At 56.0% G+C, this 20,028-nt stretch carries 15 protein-coding genes; 5 read left to right on the top strand and 10 right to left on the bottom strand.

The genetic code is table 11. From position 1 onward, the window contains the following. Positions 1 to 28: 28 nt before the first annotated feature. The 8 genes from glgB to C1J03_RS22285 all read right to left on the bottom strand — a co-directional run bounded on the left by glgB (position 29) and on the right by C1J03_RS22285 (position 10,341). Complete coding sequence (gene glgB / locus C1J03_RS22320) at positions 29 to 2,233, bottom strand: 1,4-alpha-glucan branching protein GlgB (RefSeq protein ID WP_114888583.1); 2,205 nt, start codon at positions 2,231 to 2,233, stop codon at positions 29 to 31. A gap of 160 nt (positions 2,234 to 2,393) precedes the next feature. Further along, positions 2,394 to 3,509: an aminotransferase class V-fold PLP-dependent enzyme gene (locus C1J03_RS22315; protein ID WP_114888582.1), complete on the bottom strand. Its 1,116-nt coding sequence runs from the start codon at positions 3,507 to 3,509 to the stop codon at positions 2,394 to 2,396. 164 nt (positions 3,510 to 3,673) lie between these two features. After that, the gene (locus C1J03_RS22310; protein ID WP_114888581.1) at positions 3,674 to 4,468 is read right to left on the bottom strand and encodes an ATP-binding cassette domain-containing protein; all 795 of its coding nucleotides are present in this window, start codon (positions 4,466 to 4,468) and stop codon (positions 3,674 to 3,676) included. Further along, positions 4,465 to 5,259, bottom strand: coding sequence for an ABC transporter ATP-binding protein (locus tag C1J03_RS22305; RefSeq protein ID WP_254694132.1), 795 nt, complete (start codon positions 5,257 to 5,259; stop codon positions 4,465 to 4,467). The genes C1J03_RS22310 and C1J03_RS22305 overlap by 4 nt, the downstream gene beginning before the upstream one ends. A gap of 50 nt (positions 5,260 to 5,309) precedes the next feature. After that, positions 5,310 to 6,122 carry an ABC transporter permease gene (locus C1J03_RS22300; RefSeq protein WP_254694131.1) on the bottom strand — a complete coding sequence of 271 codons (813 nt, stop codon included), beginning with the start codon at positions 6,120 to 6,122 and terminating at the stop codon, positions 5,310 to 5,312. 31 nt (positions 6,123 to 6,153) lie between these two features. After that, positions 6,154 to 7,164, bottom strand: coding sequence for an ABC transporter permease (locus tag C1J03_RS22295; RefSeq protein WP_114888578.1), 1,011 nt, complete (start codon positions 7,162 to 7,164; stop codon positions 6,154 to 6,156). 57 nt (positions 7,165 to 7,221) lie between these two features. After that, positions 7,222 to 8,748, bottom strand: coding sequence for an ABC transporter substrate-binding protein (locus C1J03_RS22290; RefSeq protein ID WP_114888577.1), 1,527 nt, complete (start codon positions 8,746 to 8,748; stop codon positions 7,222 to 7,224). A 21-nt stretch (positions 8,749 to 8,769) separates the two neighbouring features. After that, on the bottom strand, positions 8,770 to 10,341 hold the full coding sequence (locus tag C1J03_RS22285; protein WP_114888576.1) for a phytoene desaturase family protein: 1,572 nt from the start codon (positions 10,339 to 10,341) through the stop codon (positions 8,770 to 8,772). A 109-nt stretch (positions 10,342 to 10,450) separates the two neighbouring features. On the opposite strand from C1J03_RS22285, the gene C1J03_RS22280 reads away from it, so the two are divergent. The 5 genes from C1J03_RS22280 to C1J03_RS22260 are packed head-to-tail and all read left to right on the top strand — an operon-like array spanning position 10,451 to position 16,976. Beyond that, positions 10,451 to 11,242: a cyclase family protein gene (locus C1J03_RS22280; RefSeq protein WP_114888575.1), complete on the top strand. Its 792-nt coding sequence runs from the start codon at positions 10,451 to 10,453 to the stop codon at positions 11,240 to 11,242. 3 nt (positions 11,243 to 11,245) lie between these two features. After that, positions 11,246 to 12,808, top strand: coding sequence for a phytoene desaturase family protein (locus C1J03_RS22275; RefSeq protein ID WP_114888574.1), 1,563 nt, complete (start codon positions 11,246 to 11,248; stop codon positions 12,806 to 12,808). Further along, positions 12,805 to 13,287, top strand: a complete 483-nt coding sequence (locus tag C1J03_RS22270; RefSeq protein ID WP_114888573.1) for a MarR family winged helix-turn-helix transcriptional regulator — start codon at positions 12,805 to 12,807, stop codon at positions 13,285 to 13,287. The genes C1J03_RS22275 and C1J03_RS22270 overlap by 4 nt, the downstream gene beginning before the upstream one ends. Positions 13,288 to 13,296: 9 nt before the next feature. Then, the gene (locus C1J03_RS22265; protein WP_114888572.1) at positions 13,297 to 15,444 is read left to right on the top strand and encodes a thiamine pyrophosphate-dependent enzyme; all 2,148 of its coding nucleotides are present in this window, start codon (positions 13,297 to 13,299) and stop codon (positions 15,442 to 15,444) included. Continuing rightward, positions 15,441 to 16,976, top strand: a complete 1,536-nt coding sequence (locus tag C1J03_RS22260) for an indolepyruvate oxidoreductase subunit beta family protein (protein WP_368073913.1) — start codon at positions 15,441 to 15,443, stop codon at positions 16,974 to 16,976. The genes C1J03_RS22265 and C1J03_RS22260 overlap by 4 nt, the downstream gene beginning before the upstream one ends. Here C1J03_RS22260 and glpK read toward each other — a convergent pair. Both glpK and glpD read right to left on the bottom strand, forming a co-directional pair. After that, positions 16,973 to 18,466 (bottom strand): glycerol kinase GlpK, encoded by a 1,494-nt coding sequence (gene glpK / locus C1J03_RS22255; protein WP_114888571.1) that lies wholly within the window; start codon positions 18,464 to 18,466, stop codon positions 16,973 to 16,975. The genes C1J03_RS22260 and glpK overlap by 4 nt on opposite strands. After that, entirely contained in the window at positions 18,463 to 20,028 is a 1,566-nt protein-coding gene (glpD, locus tag C1J03_RS22250) for a glycerol-3-phosphate dehydrogenase (protein WP_114888570.1), read from the bottom strand. Before glpD ends, glpK begins: the two co-directional genes overlap by 4 nt.

Raw genomic sequence — 20,028 nt, 5'->3', positions numbered from 1 at the left:
TCTCTCCATCCCTGAGTTATTCAAAATTCTATCGACTATGGCGCAATACAACCACCGACAATGGTGGCAGGGTGAGTGTCACAGAGTGCGCATGGCCGTCTGCAGGAGTATTTATGGCAGTAACACCACCCATATTGCCACGGTTCCCGCCGCCGTAAATGTCAGCGTCGGTATTCAAGATTTCTTCCCAAAGGCCTGCCTTGGGGACGCCGATAACAAAGCCATCGCGCTCTACGGGCGTGAAGTTACACATGACCACAACTGGCGCGTCCTTTGGGCCCGCTGTGCGGACAAAGCCCATCGTCGCCTGTGCCGGGTCATTGTGCAGCCATGCAAAACCGTCGGGGCTACAATCGCTCGCGTAGAGCGCCGGGGTGTCACGGTATAGCGTGTTGAGGTCTTGAACCAACCGCTGAACCCCTTTGTGAGGGGGCTGATCTGCCGCCGCCCAGTTCAATTCGCTATTGTGGTTCCATTCCTCAGGCTGGGCGAATTCACAGCCCATAAAGAGCAGCTTTTTGCCGGGATGTGTCCACATGAACCCGTAATAGGCACGCAGGTTTGCAAATTTTTCCCACATCGTTCCCGGCATCTTTTCAAGCATCGAGCCTTTGCCATGGACAACTTCATCATGGCTAATCGGCAAAATGAAGTTCTCAGAGAAGGCGTAATCAATGCCAAAAGTCATCTGGTTGTGATGGTATTGCCGGTAAATCGGGTCTTGCTGCATGTAGGACAACGTGTCGTTCATCCAGCCCATGTTCCACTTGTACCCAAATCCAAGCCCGCCAGTGTGAACAGGCTGTGACACTGCCGGGAACGACGTACTTTCTTCGGCCACAGTCATGACCGATGCGTCAGCCCCATAAACGGCGATGTTCATCTCTTGCAAGAATTCAATGGCCTCGTAGTTTTCCCGGCCGCCGTCTTTGTTGGGAACCCATTCGCCGTCATTGCGCGAATAATCTCGATACAACATCGAGGCCACTGCATCTACGCGCAGTCCATCAAGGTGATATTCCTCCATCCAATAAAGCGCATTGGACACGAGGTAGTTTTTCACCTCTCGCCGCCCGTAATTGTAGATCAGGGTGTTCCAATCCTGATGAAACCCCTCGCGCGGATCGCTATGTTCATAAAGCGCTGTCCCATCAAACTGCGCGAGGCCATGTTCATCGGTTGGAAAATGTCCCGGCACCCAATCCAACAAGACGCCTATTTCCGCGTCATGGGCCGCCTCAACAAAATCGCGAAACTCGTGGGGGGGGCCAAAACGAATAGTGGGCGCGTAAATTCCAACGGGCTGATACCCCCAAGATCCGTCGAACGGGAACTCGGAAATAGGCATTAGCTCAATATGGCTAAAGCCCATGAATTTGACATACGCCACGAGGTCCTGCGCCAGCTCTTTGTAACTTAGGGGCCTGCCACCATCGTCATGCCGCCGCCGCCACGACCCAAGGTGAACCTCGTAGATCGAAATTGGGCTGCTGCGTTCCGCACGCACAGCGCGGGACTTCATCCACGCTTCATCTTTCCAGCCATAACCGTTGATGTCGCGCACGATCGATGCTTTTTCAGGCGGATGTTGTGACCCAAATCCAACGGGATCAGCCTTGAGGCCAATGGCCCCATCCGCTGCCGTGATCTGATATTTATAAAGCGCGCCTTCTCCGATACCGGGCAAGAACACCTCCCAAACACCGGTTTCTCCTGCGGGACGCATCGGTTGGCGGCGCCCATCCCACCCGTTGAATTCACCGACAACACTAACGCGCTGCGCATTTGGTGCCCAGACTGCAAAATGGGTGCCCTTGATGCCTTGATGCGTGACGACATGAGCTCCAAGAACGCGCCAAAGCTCTTTATGAGTGCCTTCCCCGACCAAATATTTGTCCAAATCACTCAACATCGGATCAAAGGCAAAGGGATCCTTGGCAGCATGCTCAGCCCCATCGGCATAGCGCATCGTTAGTGAATAGGCCTTGCCCGCAACGGGGCCACCAAACACATCGCCGTCCAGTCGCGGCACCGGAGTTTGCTTACCAGCGACTGTCGCGGTAACCGCCTCCGCACCGGGTTGATAGGTCACGATCCATCGTCGGTTTCCGCTTTTGCGTGGTCCAAGGACGTCGAAGGGCGCAGGATGCGAGCCGTTGTTCAGCGCTGCCACATCATCGTGAGAGAGATACTCTGGAAGAGGCCCTCCTAGCTTGCGGTCAGGCTCGCCCATAGCAGATGAATCCTTTGCTCGATTTTCGTGGTGCCCTGCAAGTATTTCAGAGAACACGTCAATTTGAAACACGTGCCGGCAGAGAAGGTCAACTTAGACCTGTATCAGTAGGGGGCGCTGCGTCTGAATGTGCCCGACTAAGTTGCAGTTTCGGGCCAACTTAAACAGCAGTGGCTAACCCTGCGAAAAGCCGATCTACGTGATCAAAATTCGTCACTATTCCGGGTGATAGGCGGAGAATTTGGCCACGCGCGTCCACATGAACGCCTTTCGCACGCAAGCTGTCCACCAATGCACCGCTTGCAACCGTATCCGCCAACTTAAGCATGATCGATCCGCCGCGATGCGCTGCATCTCGTGGGCTTGCAAGGGTCAGCCCCATCGCATCAGCGCGTTCAATAATCGCTTTGGTTAGGGTTCGGTTATGGGCCAGCAACCCCTCCTGCTGTGCGTGCCAACGCATGGCAGGAACAGAGCCTATGCAGGCCAAAACTGAGGGAGTTCCGTGCTCAAACCGCCGCGCATCGGGTGCATAAGAAAAAGCGTCGAGGTCCCAGGAGAACGGATTGTCCTGACTGAACCAACCACGCAGCTCGGGCGTGCATTGATCTATCAATTCCTCGCGCACTTGGATGATTCCAGCGCCCGGCGTGCCACACAGCCATTTCAGCGTGGTTGATACGACAAAATCTGCCGGCACTTCTTGCAGTGAAAACGGGACAATTCCAATGCCCTGCGTAAGGTCCACGCCCACAAGCGACCCCATCGCGCGACCCTGCGCCAGCAGCGCATTCAAGTCACATCGATGAGAAGATGTGGACGTCACCATCGTCAGCAAAGCAAGGCCAACATCTGGGCCCCAAGCGGCAATCATGTCTTCGTCGCGTACCCAGAACTCACGTGTCCGGATCGGCACAGTATGCAGGGTAAACCCCATGCGTGCCGCCAGCCCATTCAGCAAGAAATGCAGCGAGGGAAAGCAATCTGCAGCGATCAACACCTTTTTGCCCCGCAAGCGCCCTTCCGGCAATCCGCCGATGATGGAATAAAGCGCGGTCGTGACGTTTTCGGCCGAGGTTAACGTACCATCCGGCGCATTGATCAGGTCTGACCAAAGCGACAAGAACTCAGCGCGTGCAGTCAAAGCGCGCGGCCATTGTGCGTCATCTACGGCTCCCCAAAGGTCCGAAAATTCCGCAAAGGCAGCCGCCATATCCGCCAATTTTTCCGGATACTGGCCAATGGAGTGATAGAGAAAGTAGGCAGGATCAGTCATGGGCCCTCATATCGAATTGTCCTTAACGAAATAGTTAGCGTAGTTCGGGGCCCAAAGCTTGACCAATCCAGTGACGCCTGTTGGGTAAGGAAGTATTGCTAGAAGCCAGAAACACGATGCGATTTGCGATGTGTCGGGCCAAAAAGATTGGTCGTCCATCGCATCTAGTCCCAAGGTTGGTCAGCGTCGGGCAAGGGGATCGCCGCAAGCAGGCCCTTAGTATAATCCGCTTGGGGTGCCGCAAACAGCGTCTTTGTCTTTGCCTGCTCCACAATAACCCCGTCATGAAGCACGATTACGTCCGTGCAAAGCCGGCGAATAACCGAGAGATCGTGACTGATGAAAGCGACGGTCAGGCCCAAATCTGACACGAGGTCACCGAGTAGGTTCAGTACCTGTGCTTGGCTGGACACATCCAGACCCGATACAATTTCATCGGCGAGAATAAAGTCGGGGCGCAGCGCAATCGCGCGCGCAATGCCAACACGCTGACGTTGGCCCCCAGACAGTTCATGTGGATAGCGCTCAGCAAAGCTATGCGGCAGGCCCACCATCTCCAACGCTTCGGCCACGCGTGCGCGCACTTTATCCAAGCCATGCAGCTTAAGCGGGCCCGCGATGATCCCGCCCACACGGCGGCGGGGATTGAGTGATGACATTGGGTCCTGAAAAATCATCTGGAAACGCCGTCTTAGGGGCCGCAGGCTTTCCTCAGGCAGATGCGTGATGTCGGTGCCATCAAAAGACACTTGGCCGCGCGTAGGCTCTAACAAGCGCAACATAGCACGACCCAGCGTGGATTTACCCGAACCTGACCCACCGACAATCCCGGTTACGGATCCGGCCGGGATATCAAAGCTCAGCCCTTTGAGGATCTCGATGCGAGGGGCGGGGCCCAACAATGGTTTTCTAGCCCGATCGGGCAAAGACAGATGAAGATCGCGTACTTCATACATCATGATCTGACCTCTGCCTCCACGGCGTCGATGATGGCTTGAGGGACGGGGGTTAAGCTGCTTTCGGGATTTGTATGGGTTGGTGTGGCTGCAAGTAGAGCGGCAGAATAGGGATGCTTGGGCGCGGCAAAGAAGGCACGCATTTGGGCTTCTTCAATGACTTTTCCAGCGTAAAGTACCGACAGGGAATCGCAGATTTTTGACACCACGCCCAGGTCATGCGTGACAAACAAAAGCGCTGTGTCATGACGCGTTTGCATCTGCGCGATCAGGCGCAGGATTTGTTTTTGCACGGTTACGTCCAAGGCGGTTGTCGGCTCATCAGCGATGATAAGCTTCGGTTCGGCCGCAAAGGCAGCTGCAATCAAGATGCGCTGGCGCATACCTCCCGACAGTTCGTGTGGATAGCTGCGCATGACCCGGCTGGGGTCTGGGATTTGGACCTCATCCAGCAACTCTAACGCGCGGCTTTGCGCCGCGCTGCGGGTCCAGCCCAAAATGTCGACCAATCGGCGTGTAATCTGCGGACCAACACGGCGGACAGGGTTCAATGCGGTCAATGGGTCTTGTGGGATCAGCGCGGCGCTGGCCCCAATATGATGCCGCCGTCTGCGAGAGGGCAGGCCAAGCAAATCAATGCCATCGAGCCAAATCTCTCCACTCGTGATTTGCATCGCGCGGGGCAAGGTGCCCAAGACTGCTTTACCAATCATCGACTTGCCCGCACCAGATTCGCCCACCAACCCATGGACCTGCCCCGCAGCCACATCCAAAGAGACGTCGCGAAGTATCACGCCCCCCCCTTTTAGCGTCACGGTCAGACCTCTGATGGACAGATACGCGGTCATCGAAGCACCGGATCAAAGCGATCTTTGAGACCCTCGCCCAATTGCGAAAAACTCAGAACGGTGAGAAAGAGCGTGATTAGCGGAAAGACGAGGACCCACCAGGCCTGATGCACGGATGTGCGCCCCTCTGAGATCATACCGCCCCACGTTGGGCTGTCGGTTGAGATCGACAGATTAACGAAAGACAAGATCGCCTCGACGATAACGGCGATGCCCATTTCCAGCGTAAGTAGAGCCACAATTGTTGGCAAAACATTAGGCAGGATTTCAGTCAGCATTGTGCCAAACCGGGTACGCCCGGCGATCTGCGCGGAGGCGACATAGTCCATCGCGGATTGCCCCATCGCTTCGGCGCGGATCACGCGCGCAAAGCGGGTCCAGTCGATAATGATAATCGCAAGGATGATGGAGGTCAGGCCGGTGCCAAGAACGGCAATAAGTAGAATTGCAAAAAGAACCGGCGGGAAGGCCATCCAAATATCGACGAAGCGGCTGATGATACGGTCTGGCCAGCCACGGTAGTACCCTGCGATAAGGCCGAGTGTGGCTCCAATCACGCATGTCAGCGTTCCCGCAACAACGGCGACGATTAAGGCCAAACGTGCCCCATAGATGATGCGCGTCAGGACATCCCGACCCAACGAATCGGTGCCAAGGTAGTATCCCGGCTCAGATCCGGGCTCCCAAAAAGGCGGGAGGCGTGCAGTAAACAGGTCTTGGGCAAGGGGGTCTTGGGGCGCGAGCCAAGGCGCCAATATTGCAACGAATGCAAGGACGAGAAGCCAACCGCCCGAAAGCCAGAGCCGCACTCCCAAGGGGCGCCTGAGGGTTCCCCGCGCGTCACGCATTTCGCAGCCTCGGGTTGAGAACAACATACAGCATGTCGACAAAGAGATTGACCATCGTAAAGAGGACCGCAAACAGGATCACGATGCCTTGGATCAATGGAAGGTCCCGGTTGATGACCGCGTCGATAGCCATATTGCCAAGCCCTTCGTAGCTAAAAAGGCGCTCGATAATGACTGTGCCGCCAATCAGAAAAGTAAACTGGACCCCAACAAGTGTCAGTGTCGGAAGGATCGCGTTGGGCAAGGCTTCATGGACGATGACGTGCGTCTCGGAATAACCCTTGGTGCGGGCGAGGGCGACGTAATCAAGGTGCATTGTCTCTTTCAGAGACTGTTTCAGAAGTTGTGAAATGATCGCCGCCAGCGGAATGGCAAGGGCTAGGGCGGGCATCAGCATATGCGCGATCAGGTCGCTGAATACATCGAAACGCAGCCGCACAATGCTCTCGAATAAATAGAAGTTGGTGGTGAAATCAATGTCTAAACTGGGGGAAATGCGCCCTGAGATGTGAAAGACGGGCCAAAGCACGCCAAATAGCAAGATCAACACCAATCCCCACAAGAAGTCCGGAACTGAAAGGGCGATGCCAGACGTCACATCAATCGCGCCCTCGGCCTTACCATCGCGAAACCGGGTTCCGGCAAGGGCAAGAGCACCCCCAAGCGCTACGGCGATACCCAACGCCACAATCGACAACTCTAACGTTGCGGGCAGACGCCCCAGCACCAGGCCAGAGACAGGCTGCCGCGTTGTGATTGATGTGCCAAAGTCGCCCTTCAAGACATCAAAAAACCAGATCAAGAATTGCTGCAAGATTGATTTATCAAGGCCATATTGTGTCTCTAACCGGAGGATATCAGCATCTGTCGCGCCGGGCGGAAGCATCATTGCAATCGGATTGCCTGGCACAACACGCACAACAACAAACACAATCACCGCCACGCCAAAGAGCGTGATCGCGGTGCTGATGAGCCGCAATAGGATAGTGCGCAAAAGTTTCATGGGAATCCGGTTTGAAATACGGTGGAGCCAACCTTTGCCAGCACCACCGGGTCGCTTTTACGAGCGTGTCATGAGGTGCGGAAGCAGCGCCCCTGAGCGATGAGGTTGAACCGTCACGGCATCGGAATGCACGATCGGCTGGACGTACTGCAGCAGTGGAATAACCTCAGCCTCTTCGGCGATGTGCCGGTCGACTGCCTTCCAGCCAGCAATGCGCTTGGCCTCGTCTTTTTCGCCCCAAAGCGGCGCGATTAGATCGAAGGTATCCTGACCGTCCCAAACAGAGTGCGGCGATGGACCAAACATCGCAAAGCCGGTTGAGGTCGTTGGATCACCCACCGAATTGCCCCAGTTGTAGAAGGCCGCCGGTGCGAGCTGATCTGCGGCGCGCAGTTCAAAGTGCTTTGCGATCTCGTAAACCTCGATTTCTGCCTCGATCCCGACCTTGCGCCAAAGGCCAACAATCGCCTGAATGATCTCATAGTCCTTAGGCTTGAAGCCCTTCGTCGTTTGGATCGTAAACTTGACAGGGTTGTCTGGGCTAAATCCTGAGGCCGCCAACAACTCAATCGATTTCTCCGGGTTATACTCAACGGTGATCGACGGATCGTATGCTGCGTAATCTGGCGTTTGCAGTGTGTCGATTGGCACGCCGTAACCCGACAGCAATCGGTCTACGATCAGCGATTTGTCGATGGCGTGGGCGGCGGCCTTGCGCACATTTGGATCGGCCATCGCATCAATATCGTTGAGGAAAATCATCCCAATATCAGAGATGGGTTCCGCTACACCGGCCAAACCATCTTTGGCCTTGAGGCGGTCAAACTCCTCATAAGGAATTTCAAGCGTCACATGGGAATTGCCAGATTCGACCTCGGCCACCCGGGACGCCGCGTCTGTCACGAACTTGATTGTCACGGTTTTGAATTCCGGTGCCCCGCCCCAATAGTTTTCATTGGCTTTCAGGCGCACAAACGCATTGCGTTCGAATTTATCGACCATGTAGGGGCCGGTTCCGATGGGGGCCGCTTCAAACCCGTCTGCGCCAACTTCCTCGTAGTATTTCTTGGGCATGACATAGCCTGTGAGAAAGCTCATCCATTTGAAGAACGTAGGCTCATACTCCTTGACGTCCGCCGTCACGCGGTTGCCTTCGGCTTTGATGTTTTCAACTTTGCCCCAGACAAACTGGATTGGGTTCCCTGTCTCTGGGTTGGCGGCACGTTGCAACGACCAAACAACATCCTCGGCCGTCAGCGGATCACCGTTGTGCCAGGTTACACCTTCGCGCACATCCATCCAGATTTGGCTCTCGTCATCATTCCAGCCATGATCCGCAATGATGCCAGATCCAAAGCTGAGGTCAGGGTTTTGTGGGATATAAAGATCAAATACAGACTGATAGATGCCCTGGATCGTCGGGTTCACTGCGGAGGGTCCAACAGTCGGGTCCCAGCTGGGCAGATTGACGTTATAGGCAATGACCAGCTCGTCAATCGCCTGGGCAAAACTAGGTAGGCCGATGGTGGTAAATGCCGCGGCCGCGGCGGATGTCTTGAGAAGGCCTCTGCGTGAAAGTTTCATTTGTAATCTCCCTGATTGTTATTATTTTCCGGCAAGTTTTTTGGCGAGCAAAGTGCCGGGCCCTGCTCCCGTTCCGCCACCGGGCCAAACAGCGGCACCAGTGTGATAAAGGTTTTTGATTGGCGTCTTTCCATCGGCGTACCCGCGCGCGGGACGGTTCATGAAATGTTGGTGAAGATGGTGGCTCCCACAGACTTGATCACCACCAACAAGATTAGGATTATCCGTCTCTAACATGGCCGGGCTGACAATATGCTTGGCTAAGATCTTAGCGCCGGTACCGGGGGCGTAGCGCTCCAGAATATCCAGCGTACGGGCCGCCATCGGCTCCGCTGCGTCTTGCCAATTGGTCGCTGCTATTTGATTCAAAGCGTCGCCCTTAATCTGCCCCGGTACCATGCGAACCTGAAGCCAAAGAACATGTTTGCCCGCAGGCGCACGGGTGGGGTCGACCACCGTCGGTTGACCGCAAACGATCACCGGCTCAGACGGCAGTAGGCCTGCTTTCGCTTGCGCATATGCCTGCGCCATCTGGTCCATGGAGGGCGCGATATGAACATAAGCAAAACGTTTCAACTCAGCCCCCGCGGTCCAGTCCGGCAGGCCGTCCATCGCAAGGTGGATCATCATTGTGCCCGGAGCATGCTGGAATTTCTGCATCGCATCTGTGTGGCGCGCATCCCCGATGTCGCCAGTAAGCTTGGCCAAGGCTGCCGGCGCGACATTGGCGATTACGGCTTTGCTCGCCATCACCCGCTGACCGTCGGCTAGCGTAATCCCGTAAGCTTTCCCTTCTCGGTGGTCGATGCGTTCCACGGGGCTGTTACAAATCACGTCGCCGCCACGCGCTTTGATCATTGATACCATCGAACGGGTCATTGTATCCGCGCCACCTTGGCCCAAAACCATGCCAAAGGCCTGTCCAGCCATCGCCTCAAGGTACGGAAAGAGTGCGCCGCCTGCGATGTCAGGCGCGAAATCCAAATGCATGCCCCATGCAGCAAGTGTTGCTTTGACGTGGTCGCTTTCAAAGGTCTGATCGAGCCACGCACGGGGCGACATCATCAAAAACCGCGCAAGATCAAGTGTGCCAGCCCCGTGCCGTTTGCGCCAAGTCTTCCAGCCTAAAGATGAAATTGCACGCAAATTCATGGGGCTGCCAAGTAGGGCAAATATATCCTCAGCTTCACTGGGGAAGTCATCCGTTAGTTGTTGCCAAGCCGCTGCATCTGCGTTTGAAAACCCGCGAACACGCGCCTTTGTCAGCGCTGCATCGGCAGAGACGCCCAGCCATTTTCCGTCTGGAAAAACAGACGCAAAGGGGTTGGATGTTGGTGCAAAACGCAGACCATGTTTGGCCAGATCGTCCGCATACTCACTATTAAAAGCAGACCCTGCAAAGAGCGAGAGATTCATCGCCGCCCAATCATGGCGAAATCCAGGAAGGGTGTACTCGCCTGTCTTGACTGCACCGCCAGGTACGGAGGCCTGTTCATAGACGGCGACCTTCCAGCCGCGCGCTGCCAAGTGGCAAGCGCAAGCCAAACTATTGTGACCAGCCCCGATGATTATTGCATCCGGATCTTCGCTCATTGCTTTGCATCCCCTCGACAAGATAATTGCAAACGCATGTAAATTTGTCTAGCATTGATTCAGGAAACACTGCGCGGGCGAAACTGTGCAAACTCAGGGAGACGGGATTATGAGCGCTGCTTCATTGTTGGGCGAATTGGGAAAAATGCTGGCCACGGGCGGGGTCGAGGTGGTGGATTGTTCAGGATCGCTTGGTCCTGATACGCCGATCCTGCAGCTGCCCGCTGACTTTGCGAAACCCACGCCAAAGGTCGAGATTCACAAGATTTCTGAATACGACAATGACGGGCCTTTCTTTGCGTGGAACTGGCTGGTGTTGGGCGAACACTCTGGCACGCATTTTGACGCGCCGCATCACTGGGTCACCGGCAAGGATTATGAGGACGGCTACACTGACACCTTGGATGTGAACCGCCTTATCGCGCCAGTGAATGTTATTGATTGCTCCGCAGAAAGTGCGGCAAACGAAGATTTTTTGCTGACCGCTGACCTGATCAAGGCGTGGGAAAAAGAGCAGGGCGATATTGGCGCAGGCGAATGGGTCGTGATGCGCACCGACTGGGACAGCCGTGTAGATGACGAGGCGAAGTTTCTAAATGCCGATGACACAGGTCCCCACAGCCCTGGGCCGACCCCTGATGCGATCGAATACTTGCTAAGCAAGAAGATCGTCGGTTGGGGAACCCAGTGCATTGGAACAGATGCAGGGCAGGCTGGCGGAATGGAGCCGCCTTACCCGGCGCACAACCTACTGCACCGCGATAATTGCTTTGGGCTGGCGAGCCTTGCAAATCTAGACAAGCTGCCTGCCAAAGGTGCGGTCTTGATTGCCGCGCCGCTGAAGATCGCAAAGGGTACCGGCAGTCCGATACGGGCGCTGGCGTTGGTCCCTAAGGACTGAGGCGTGGCGGACGTCGATCATCTGATCATCGGGTCGGGCATTAACGGTTTGGTGGCCGCCGCGATGTTAGCGCGCAAAGGCGATAGCGTGCTGGTGATCGACCGCGAAGATCGCTTGGGTGGCTGCATGATGACGTCTGATGACGTGACGTTGCCCGGCTTTCATCATGATGTGATGGCCACAACATTTGTCCTGTTTCTAACTGGCTCCGCGCATGAAGCGTTGGGGGCAGATTTGGCGCAACATGGGCTGGAGTTTTGCCATTCACCAAATCCAACGGCGGTGCTGCGTCCAAATGGTGAGGCGCTTGTGTTGTCAATGGATCGCGCCGCCAATGTGGCCGCATTCAATGCAACAAGCGCCGGAGCCGGAGATCAGCACGCGGCAGATGTTGGGCGCATTGAACAAGATGCGCCGTTTCTTTTTGCGCTGTTAGGGCAGCCGCTTTGGTCACGCCAAACGGCGACATTGTTGGCAAAGCAAGCATGGAAAAGAGGCCTCAATGACCTCAAAGTCTGGTTCGGTGAGGCACTGGAACCCGCACGTGGTTGGTTGGAAACTCGCTATGACAGCGTGTCGGTGCAGGCGCTTTGGGCTCCGTGGGTTCTGCATGTCGGATTGACGCCTGAGGCGAGTTATTCTGGGCAGATGGCGCGGGTGATTGCTTTTGCGTTGGAGGCAGCTGGCGCGCCAATTGTGAAGGGCGGCGCAGGGCAAGCGGTCGTCGCCTTTGAGACTCTGATAGAGGCGCATGGCGGAGAATGTCGGACCGGCGTAGAGGCCAAGAGAGTTATTGTCGAAGGCGGTAAAGCAGTAGGGATAGAGACTGTTTCTGGCGAAAAGATCCGTGCTAAAAATGTCATTGCATCCACTGCACCTAGACAGCTGGACGATAGCTTGCTCGATAGTTCCATGCGCTCTGACAGCCCCAAGAAATTTCGTCATGGGCGCGGAAACTTCCAGCTGCACTATGCGCTGGATGCAACACCTGATTGGGTGGCAGATGGATTGGATGACGTCGCGCTGATCCATCTCTCTGATGGAATCGATTCAGTCTCTAAATCAAGCAATGAGGCAGAGCGGGGCATGATCCCTGTGACGCCAACGATCTGTGTTGGCCAGCCTCACGCCCTTGACCCGACGCGCTGCCCTGAAGGCAAAGCGATCTTGTGGTGTCAGATCCCAGACAGCCCGACCCAGATCAAGGGCGATGCCGCAGGAGAGATTGAAACAGAAGAGACTTGGACCGAGGCCATGCGCGAGGTCTATGCCGACCGTATCGAAGGTATCTTGCGCAAGAGTATCCGTAATTTTGACGACATTGTTCTCAAACGCCGTGCCTATTCGCCCGCTGATCTGGAGGCGATGAATGTGAACCTTGTTGGGGGCGATCCTTACGGCGGTGCCTGCGCGCTAGACCAGTTTTTTGTCTGGCGACCGCATGCCGGATCGGCCAACAACGCAACCTCGATTAAAGGTTTTTATCACATTGGTGCTTCAACCCACCCCGGGCCGGGATTGGGCGGTGGATCGGGCTATAACCTCGCGAAAGGGCTTGGCGCATGACGAAGCAGCAAAAAATCGCGACCCCCCAAGTGCATCGATTGGGCGAAATGGGGCTGGAAAACTTTGCCCCCTATCTGATGAACCGCATCATCGGGCGATATAACGCCGCGCTACAAAGCGAGATGGCGGCATTGGATTTAACAACTCCGCAGGCACGTTCATTGGCTGTTTTGTCAGTGATCGACGGCATCCTTATACGAGAACTGGCCGTTTACGCGGTCGTGCAACAAAGCACGCTGAGCCGGGCATTGGATGCGCTGGACCAAGGCGGGATGATCCGTCGCGAGACCGATACGGAAGACAGCCGGGCCACGCGCGTGTTCCTTAGGGACGCAGGGCGTGATGCCTACGAGCGGCTTTGGCCGCATATGTCAGCAGCCTACGAGCAAATGTTTGCAGGTATTGATGACGTGGAAAAGCGTGCCTTTGTCGGGACGCTGCAAACCATGCTGCGCAACATACGCAAACATGATTTCTAAGGGGGCACTATGGCTGAACGTTCGTTCAAGGCTGAGGTAGAGCACCTGCGCAAAGGTGATGGTGATGTATTCACCGGCGAGGGCATTCTGGCGATCACCAAGGCGCTGTTGGAAAACGGTGTCGGGTATGTTGGCGGGTATCAGGGGGCTCCGATCAGCCATTTGATGGACGTATTGGCAGATGCGCAAGAACTCATGGGTGAACTTGGCGTACGGTTCGAGGCCAACGCAAGCGAGGCAGCAGCCGCAGCGATGTTAGCTGCTTCCGTGCACTACCCAATCCGGGGTGCGGTAACGTTTAAGGGGCCTGTTGGGGTCAATGTCGCATCAGATGCATTGGCCAATCTCAGCTCCTCAGGTGTGACGGGTGGAGCTTTGGTGATTGTCGGCGAAGATTACGGCGAGGGATCGTCGATCATGCAAGAACGCAGCCACGGATTTGCAATGAAGTCGCAGTTCTGGATGCTGGATCCTCGACCAAACCTGCCTAGCATCACCAAAGCGGTGAAAGACGGTTTTGAGCTGTCTGAGGCAAGTAATACGCCAGTGATGCTGATGGTGCGCATCCGATCTTGCCACGTCACGGGCAGCTTTGAGACTCGCGATAACGTGGCACCGCCCTTGACGGTTAAGGAAGCAGTTGAGAACCCGCGCAGCGATTTCGCGCGTGTCGTGTTGCCGCCCATGAGTTACCTGCATGAGCAGGATAAGATCAACAATCGCTGGCCCGCGGCCGAAAAATTCATCGTTGAGAACAAGCTAAACGAGATGTTTGGACCAAGCAAAGCGTCGCTTGGGATCATCGTACAGGGCGGCATGTACAATGGCTTGATCCGCGCATTGCAACGGCTTGGATTGGCGGATGTATTCGGGAAAAGCGACATACCGATCTATGTGCTTAACGTCACATATCCTATAGTTAGAGACGAATTTGATGGATTTTGCGAAGGCAAGGACCACGTGATGATCGTGGAAGAAGGCCAGCCTGATCACATTGAACAACAGCTGGGATCGTATCTTTTCAAGTCGGGACGGCAGCTGAAGCTCTATGGCAAAGACGTGTTGCCGATGGCGGGTGAATACACAGGTCAGGTGATGCTTGATGGCGTAACCTGGTTTCTACGTGCCGCTGCCCCTGACATGCTACCCGGTGCAGTGCGCGCGCCAAACGCGCCGCAACCAGAGATACCTGATCTGAGCAAAACAGTGCCTATTCGCCCACCTGGCTTTTGCACCGGTTGCCCGGAACGCCCCATCTTTGCAGCTCTAAAATTGACCGAACAGGAATTAGGCAAACACCAGATCACTGGCGATATCGGCTGCCACCTATTTGCCAGTTTGCCGCCGTTTGAGATTGGCGGATCGACGATGGGCTATGGATTGGGGCCAGCGTCCAACGCCGCCTTTGATGGGGGCGGGGAGCGGCGCGCGATCTCGATCTTGGGGGATGGGGGTTTTTGGCACAACGGGCTTAGTTCGTCGATTGGAAACATGGTGTTCAACAAATCCGACAGCGTGGCGGTGATCGTGGACAATTACTATTCTGCAGCAACAGGCGGGCAGGACGTGCTATCTTCGCGGGCCCCTAATGCAACGAAGGCGACGAATAATCCGATTTCAGCGGCGCTGAAGGGTGTCGGTGTGGAGTGGATACGCCAGATTGACCACACCTATGACGTCGGCAAAGTTCGGGAGGTTCTGCACGAGGCACTGACGACGGATTTTAAAGGGCCAAAGGTGATTGTCGCCTCGTCTGAATGCATGTTGAACAAGCAGCGGCGTGAAAAACCGTTGCGCAACAAAGCGATCAAAGAAGGACGGCGGGTGGATATTCCGCGCTTTGGCATTGATGCGGATGTTTGCACCGGGGACCACGCTTGCATCCGGCTTTCTGGTTGTCCGTCTTTGTCGCTGAAGCGGCTTAATGACCCGCTGCGCGATGATCCTGTCGCGCATATTGATCAGACCTGTGTGGGGTGCGGAAATTGCGGCGAAGTCGCAGATGCTGCCGTGCTCTGTCCTTCATTTTACCGAGCTGATGTGGTGCATAATCCCAGCGGATTTGAGCGTTGGGTGGCCGATAAGCGAAGTCAGGTGATCGATTGGCTACAGACCAAGCGGGATGCAAAACGCCTGCGCCTAGAGGATGTCGCGTGAACCTGATTTTACCGCAAAAGACCCCTGATGCACGCATGGGAGAGATCCTAAAGCTGGCAGTGATGGCCGTTGGTGGGCAAGGCGGCGGCGTGCTGACGGGCTGGATCGAAGGGATGGCGCGGGCCAATGGTTATGATGTGCAGGCGACATCCGTAGCTGGCGTGTCGCAGCGTACCGGGGCCACGATCTATTATGTTGAGATGATCCCAAGCAGTGCGCAGCAGCCGATTTTTGCGCTGGCCCCGTCGACCGGCGACGTCGACGTGCTGATCGCCTCAGAGATGATGGAAGTGGGGCGCGCTGTATTGCGCGGCTTTGTGACGCCGGATCGAACAACGCTGATTGGTTCAACGCATCGCACTTTGGCAGTCAGCGAAAAAACGGTACCTGGGGATGGAATAGCCAATGCAGATGAGGTGCACGCCGCAGCCGAAATTGCCGCACAGAGACTGATATTGGCGAATATGGAACAGTTGGCGATCGCGCAAGGTTCAGTCATTTCCGCGTCTTTATTTGGCGCTTTGGCAGGATCCGGCGCACTACCGTTTGACCGCGCGATGTTTGAGGATGCCATCCGGGCAGGAGGCAAAGGAGTTGAGCCTTCGCTGCGGGCATTTGCTGCGGGGTTTGATGCAGCCCAGAACGGTGAGCCTGACGCGCCTGAAATGGCCGCAAAGCCAATCGCGCAGATCGTTGGGCCCGATGTGTTGCTGCGGGACTGGCAAAAACTCATCAACAGAGTGGGCACTTTGCCTGAGCGTGTTCATGAGATGGCACAGGCTGGCCTGCGCAAAGTCGTGAATTTTCAGGATTGCAGTTATGGCGCGGTCTATCTGGAAAGGCTGGCGGAAATCGTCGGGCAAGATGACGCTGCGCATGATTGGAAGCTCAGCATTACAGCGGCAAAATATATCGCCAATGCGATGTCCTATGATGACATCATCCGGGTGGCTGATTTGAAAACCCGGCGTCCGCGCTTTGACCGGATCAGAGCAGAGATGGGTGCGCAGGATGATCAACTGATGCAGCTGACAGAGTTTTTCCACCCCCGCGCTGAGGAGATCGCCGGAATGCTGCCAGCAAAGATGGGCGCGCGGGTTGAAGCAAATCCGAAACGGATGGCGCAATTGGGCCGCTGGTTTGGCAAGGGACGTCGCCTACGCACGGACAGCCTGTGGGCGTATCTGATGCTGCATTTCTTGGGGGGCCTCAAAGGCTACCGTTTGCGCACCCACCGTCACGCAATAGAGATAGCACATATGGAAGAATGGCTAGAACAGAGCCTAACGCCGCTCAGCAACGATTATGCGCTCAGCGTCGAGCTTTTGAAGTGTCGACGCTTGGTCAAAGGCTATTCTGACACGCATGTGCGCGGGCTGTCGAAGTTCGGTACCGTGATGGGCGCGGCCAAGTTGTTACACGGCCGCGAGGATGCAGCAGTCTGGATCGCGCGCTTGCGCGAAGCGGCGCTTCAGGATCCCGAAGGAAAGGCGTTGGCAGGCGCAATAGAGACAGTTCGTTCGTTTACCTAGACGGACAGAGTAGCCTTAATCGCACGTTTCCATGCGCCATACCGGACCTCTCTGGTTTCGTCGTCCATCGTGGATGTGAAGGTCCGCTCCAGCGCCCAAGCATCGGCAAAACCTTGCATGTCTGGATAAATCCCGGCGCGCTGTCCGGCAAGCCACGCAGCCCCCAGCGCAGTTGTTTCAACCACCATTGGTCGATCCACAGGCGCGCCAATAATGTCTGACAGAAACTGCATGGTCCAGTCGCTATTGCTCATCCCGCCGTCCACGCGCAGGGTCGGTTCCGCCTCATCTGTTTGCCAGTCGGCGTGCATGGCTTCTAGCAGATCACGGGTCTGAAATCCGACGCTTTCAAGTGCTGCACGGGCAAGTTCTGAGGGGCCGGTGCCGCGCGTTAAGCCGTAGATTGCGCCACGGCAATCGGGGTTCCAATAAGGCGCACCAAGGCCTACGAACGCAGGCACCAAAATGACGTCCTGCTCTGGGTCGGCAGCTTCGGCGAGCGGTTGTGTTTCGGAAGCATGGTCGATCAGTTTAAGCCCGTCGCGCAGCCATTGCACGACGGCCCCAGCGACAAAGATGGATCCCTCCAACGCATAGGTCGGCTTGCCGTCTAGTTGGTAGGCGATGGTGGTCAACAGGCGGTTCTTTGACGTGACCGGTGTGTCGCCTGTGTTCAACAGAGCAAAACAACCGGTGCCATAGGTTGATTTCATCATGCCGGGGGCGAAACAGGCTTGCCCGATGGTGGCGGCTTGTTGATCGCCGGCCACACCAAGGATCGGAATTTCACAGCCAAACAGATCTGCGCGGGTCATTCCGAAGTCGGAGGCACAGTCGCGCACTTCTGGGAGCATCTGCATTGGGATATCAAATAGGGCGCAGATTTCCTCGCTCCAGCAACCGGCATGGATGTCATAAAGCAGGGTCCGCGCAGCGTTGGTTGCGTCGGTCACATGCGCGACACCACCGGTAAGCTTCCAGATCAGATAGCTGTCTACCGTACCGAACAAGAGCTTGCCTTGCGCAGCACGAGCCCGAGAACCCTCATGCTGATCAAGGATCCACTTGAGCTTGGTCCCTGAAAAATACGGATCCGCCAGCAAGCCGGTGGTCTTGGTAAGCATCGGTTCATGGCCATCTTCGCGCAGGGTCCGGCAGAAATCAGCCGTGCGGCGGTCTTGCCAAACAATAGCGTTGTGCAATGGCGCGCCGGTTTCTGCGTCCCAAACCACAGTCGTTTCGCGCTGATTGGTGATCCCGATGGCGGCGATATCTGCGCCAGACAACTGCGCCTTTTCGATTGCGGCGCGACAGGTGGCAGCCGTTGTCGACCACAGATCTGAAGGATCATGTTCGACCCAACCGCTTTGTGGAAAATGCTGTTCAAATTCTTCTTGGGCAGAGGCGATGGGGTGCATACCCTCATCAAAGATGATCGCACGCGATGACGTGGTCCCTTGGTCGATCGCAAGGATATGAGTGGCGGTCACGGGCGGTTCTCCTTCATCCAGTCGTCTAATTTACTTGCAGCAGCGGCATCCAGTCGCAGCCCCAGTTTGGAGCGACGCCAGAGCACATCTTCTGCTCTTTCTGCATATTCATGGGTCATAAGCCAACGCACTTCCGCTTCGGTCAAGGTCGCACCAAAATTGGCACCAAGCGCTGCGGTTGACGTGGCATCACCCAAAAGGGGCCATGCGTCTGTTCCGTATGCGCGGATCAGGCGGCGCGCCCACTTTAGGTCCAGAAAATCGTATTTTGATCGCAGCTTTTCGATCAAGCGCGCGACATCGCCAACCGGAAAATCACCCCCGGGCAGAGGGGCACCAGCGGTCCAATGCGGCTTCATGTTGGGTATGTGAGGCGCAATCTTGTCCAGCGCGTCTTCGGCCAGTTTTCGGTAGGTGGTGATCTTGCCCCCAAAGATATTCAGGATCGGCGCACACGCTTCGTCGTCTAGTTTTAGAACATAGTCGCGCGTGGCAGCCGTCGCACTTCGCGCGCCATCATCATAGAGAGGGCGAACGCCAGAATACGTCCAGACGACGTCATCACTGGTCAGTTGACGTTTGAAATATTGATTGGCAAATCCGATCAGGTAATCCTGTTCTTCTGGCGTGCAGACGGGTTTGACCGACGGGTCATCATGTTCAGCGTCGGTTGTGCCAATCAGGGTGAAATCGGTCTCGTAGGGGATCGCAAAGATGATCCTCCCGTCGGTTCCCTGAAAGAAATAGCATTTGTCATGATCATAAAGCCGGGGAGTGACAATGTGACTGCCCCGGACAAGCCGCACGCCCTCGCTTGAATTGATGTGTACTTTGGACTGGATGATATCCCCGACCCACGGGCCGCCAGCGTTGACCAGAATGCGGGCATGATGGGTTTGCGTGCCTGTAGCGCCTTCGGTGGTAATTTCCCAGTGATCGTCTTTGCGGCTAGCGGAGGTCACACGGGTCTGGGTCATGATCTTAGCGCCAAGCTCTTCGGCTGCGCGCGCGTTCAGCACAACCAATCTCGAATCTTCGATCCAGCAGTCGGAGTATTCAAACGCCTTGGCGAAACGTTCCTCAAGAGGGGTCCCTTCGGCTGTGCCGTTCAGGGATAGCGTTTGCGTGGCTGGGAGGATTTTGCGGCCCCCCAAGTTATCATACATGAACAGACCAAGCCGGATCAGCCAAGCGGGGCGACGCCCCTTCATCCAAGGCATCACGATATTCAGAATACGCGACGTGGGCGTTTCACCTTCAAACCGCATATCTGGGTGGTAGGGCAGCACAAAGCGCATGGGCCAGCTGATGTGTGGCATTGCCCGCAGCAGGACTTCGCGTTCGGCAAGTGCGTGGCGGACCAGGTTAATCTCGAAATACTCGAGATAGCGCAGACCGCCATGAAAGAGCTTGGTCGAGGCAGAAGAGGTCGCAGAGGCGAGGTCATTCATCTCTGCCAAAGTAACGGACAGGCCCCGCCCTGCCGCGTCGCGGGCAATGCCGCAGCCATTCACACCACCGCCGATGACGAAAAGGTCGCTGATCTGCGGATCGGATGCCAT

Source organism: Sulfitobacter sp. SK012 (assembly GCF_003352085.1).
In the GTDB taxonomy this organism is placed as follows: domain Bacteria; phylum Pseudomonadota; class Alphaproteobacteria; order Rhodobacterales; family Rhodobacteraceae; genus Sulfitobacter.
The sequence above is the reverse complement of the archived record's forward strand: the minus strand, read 5'-3'. Positions and strand labels throughout refer to the sequence as shown.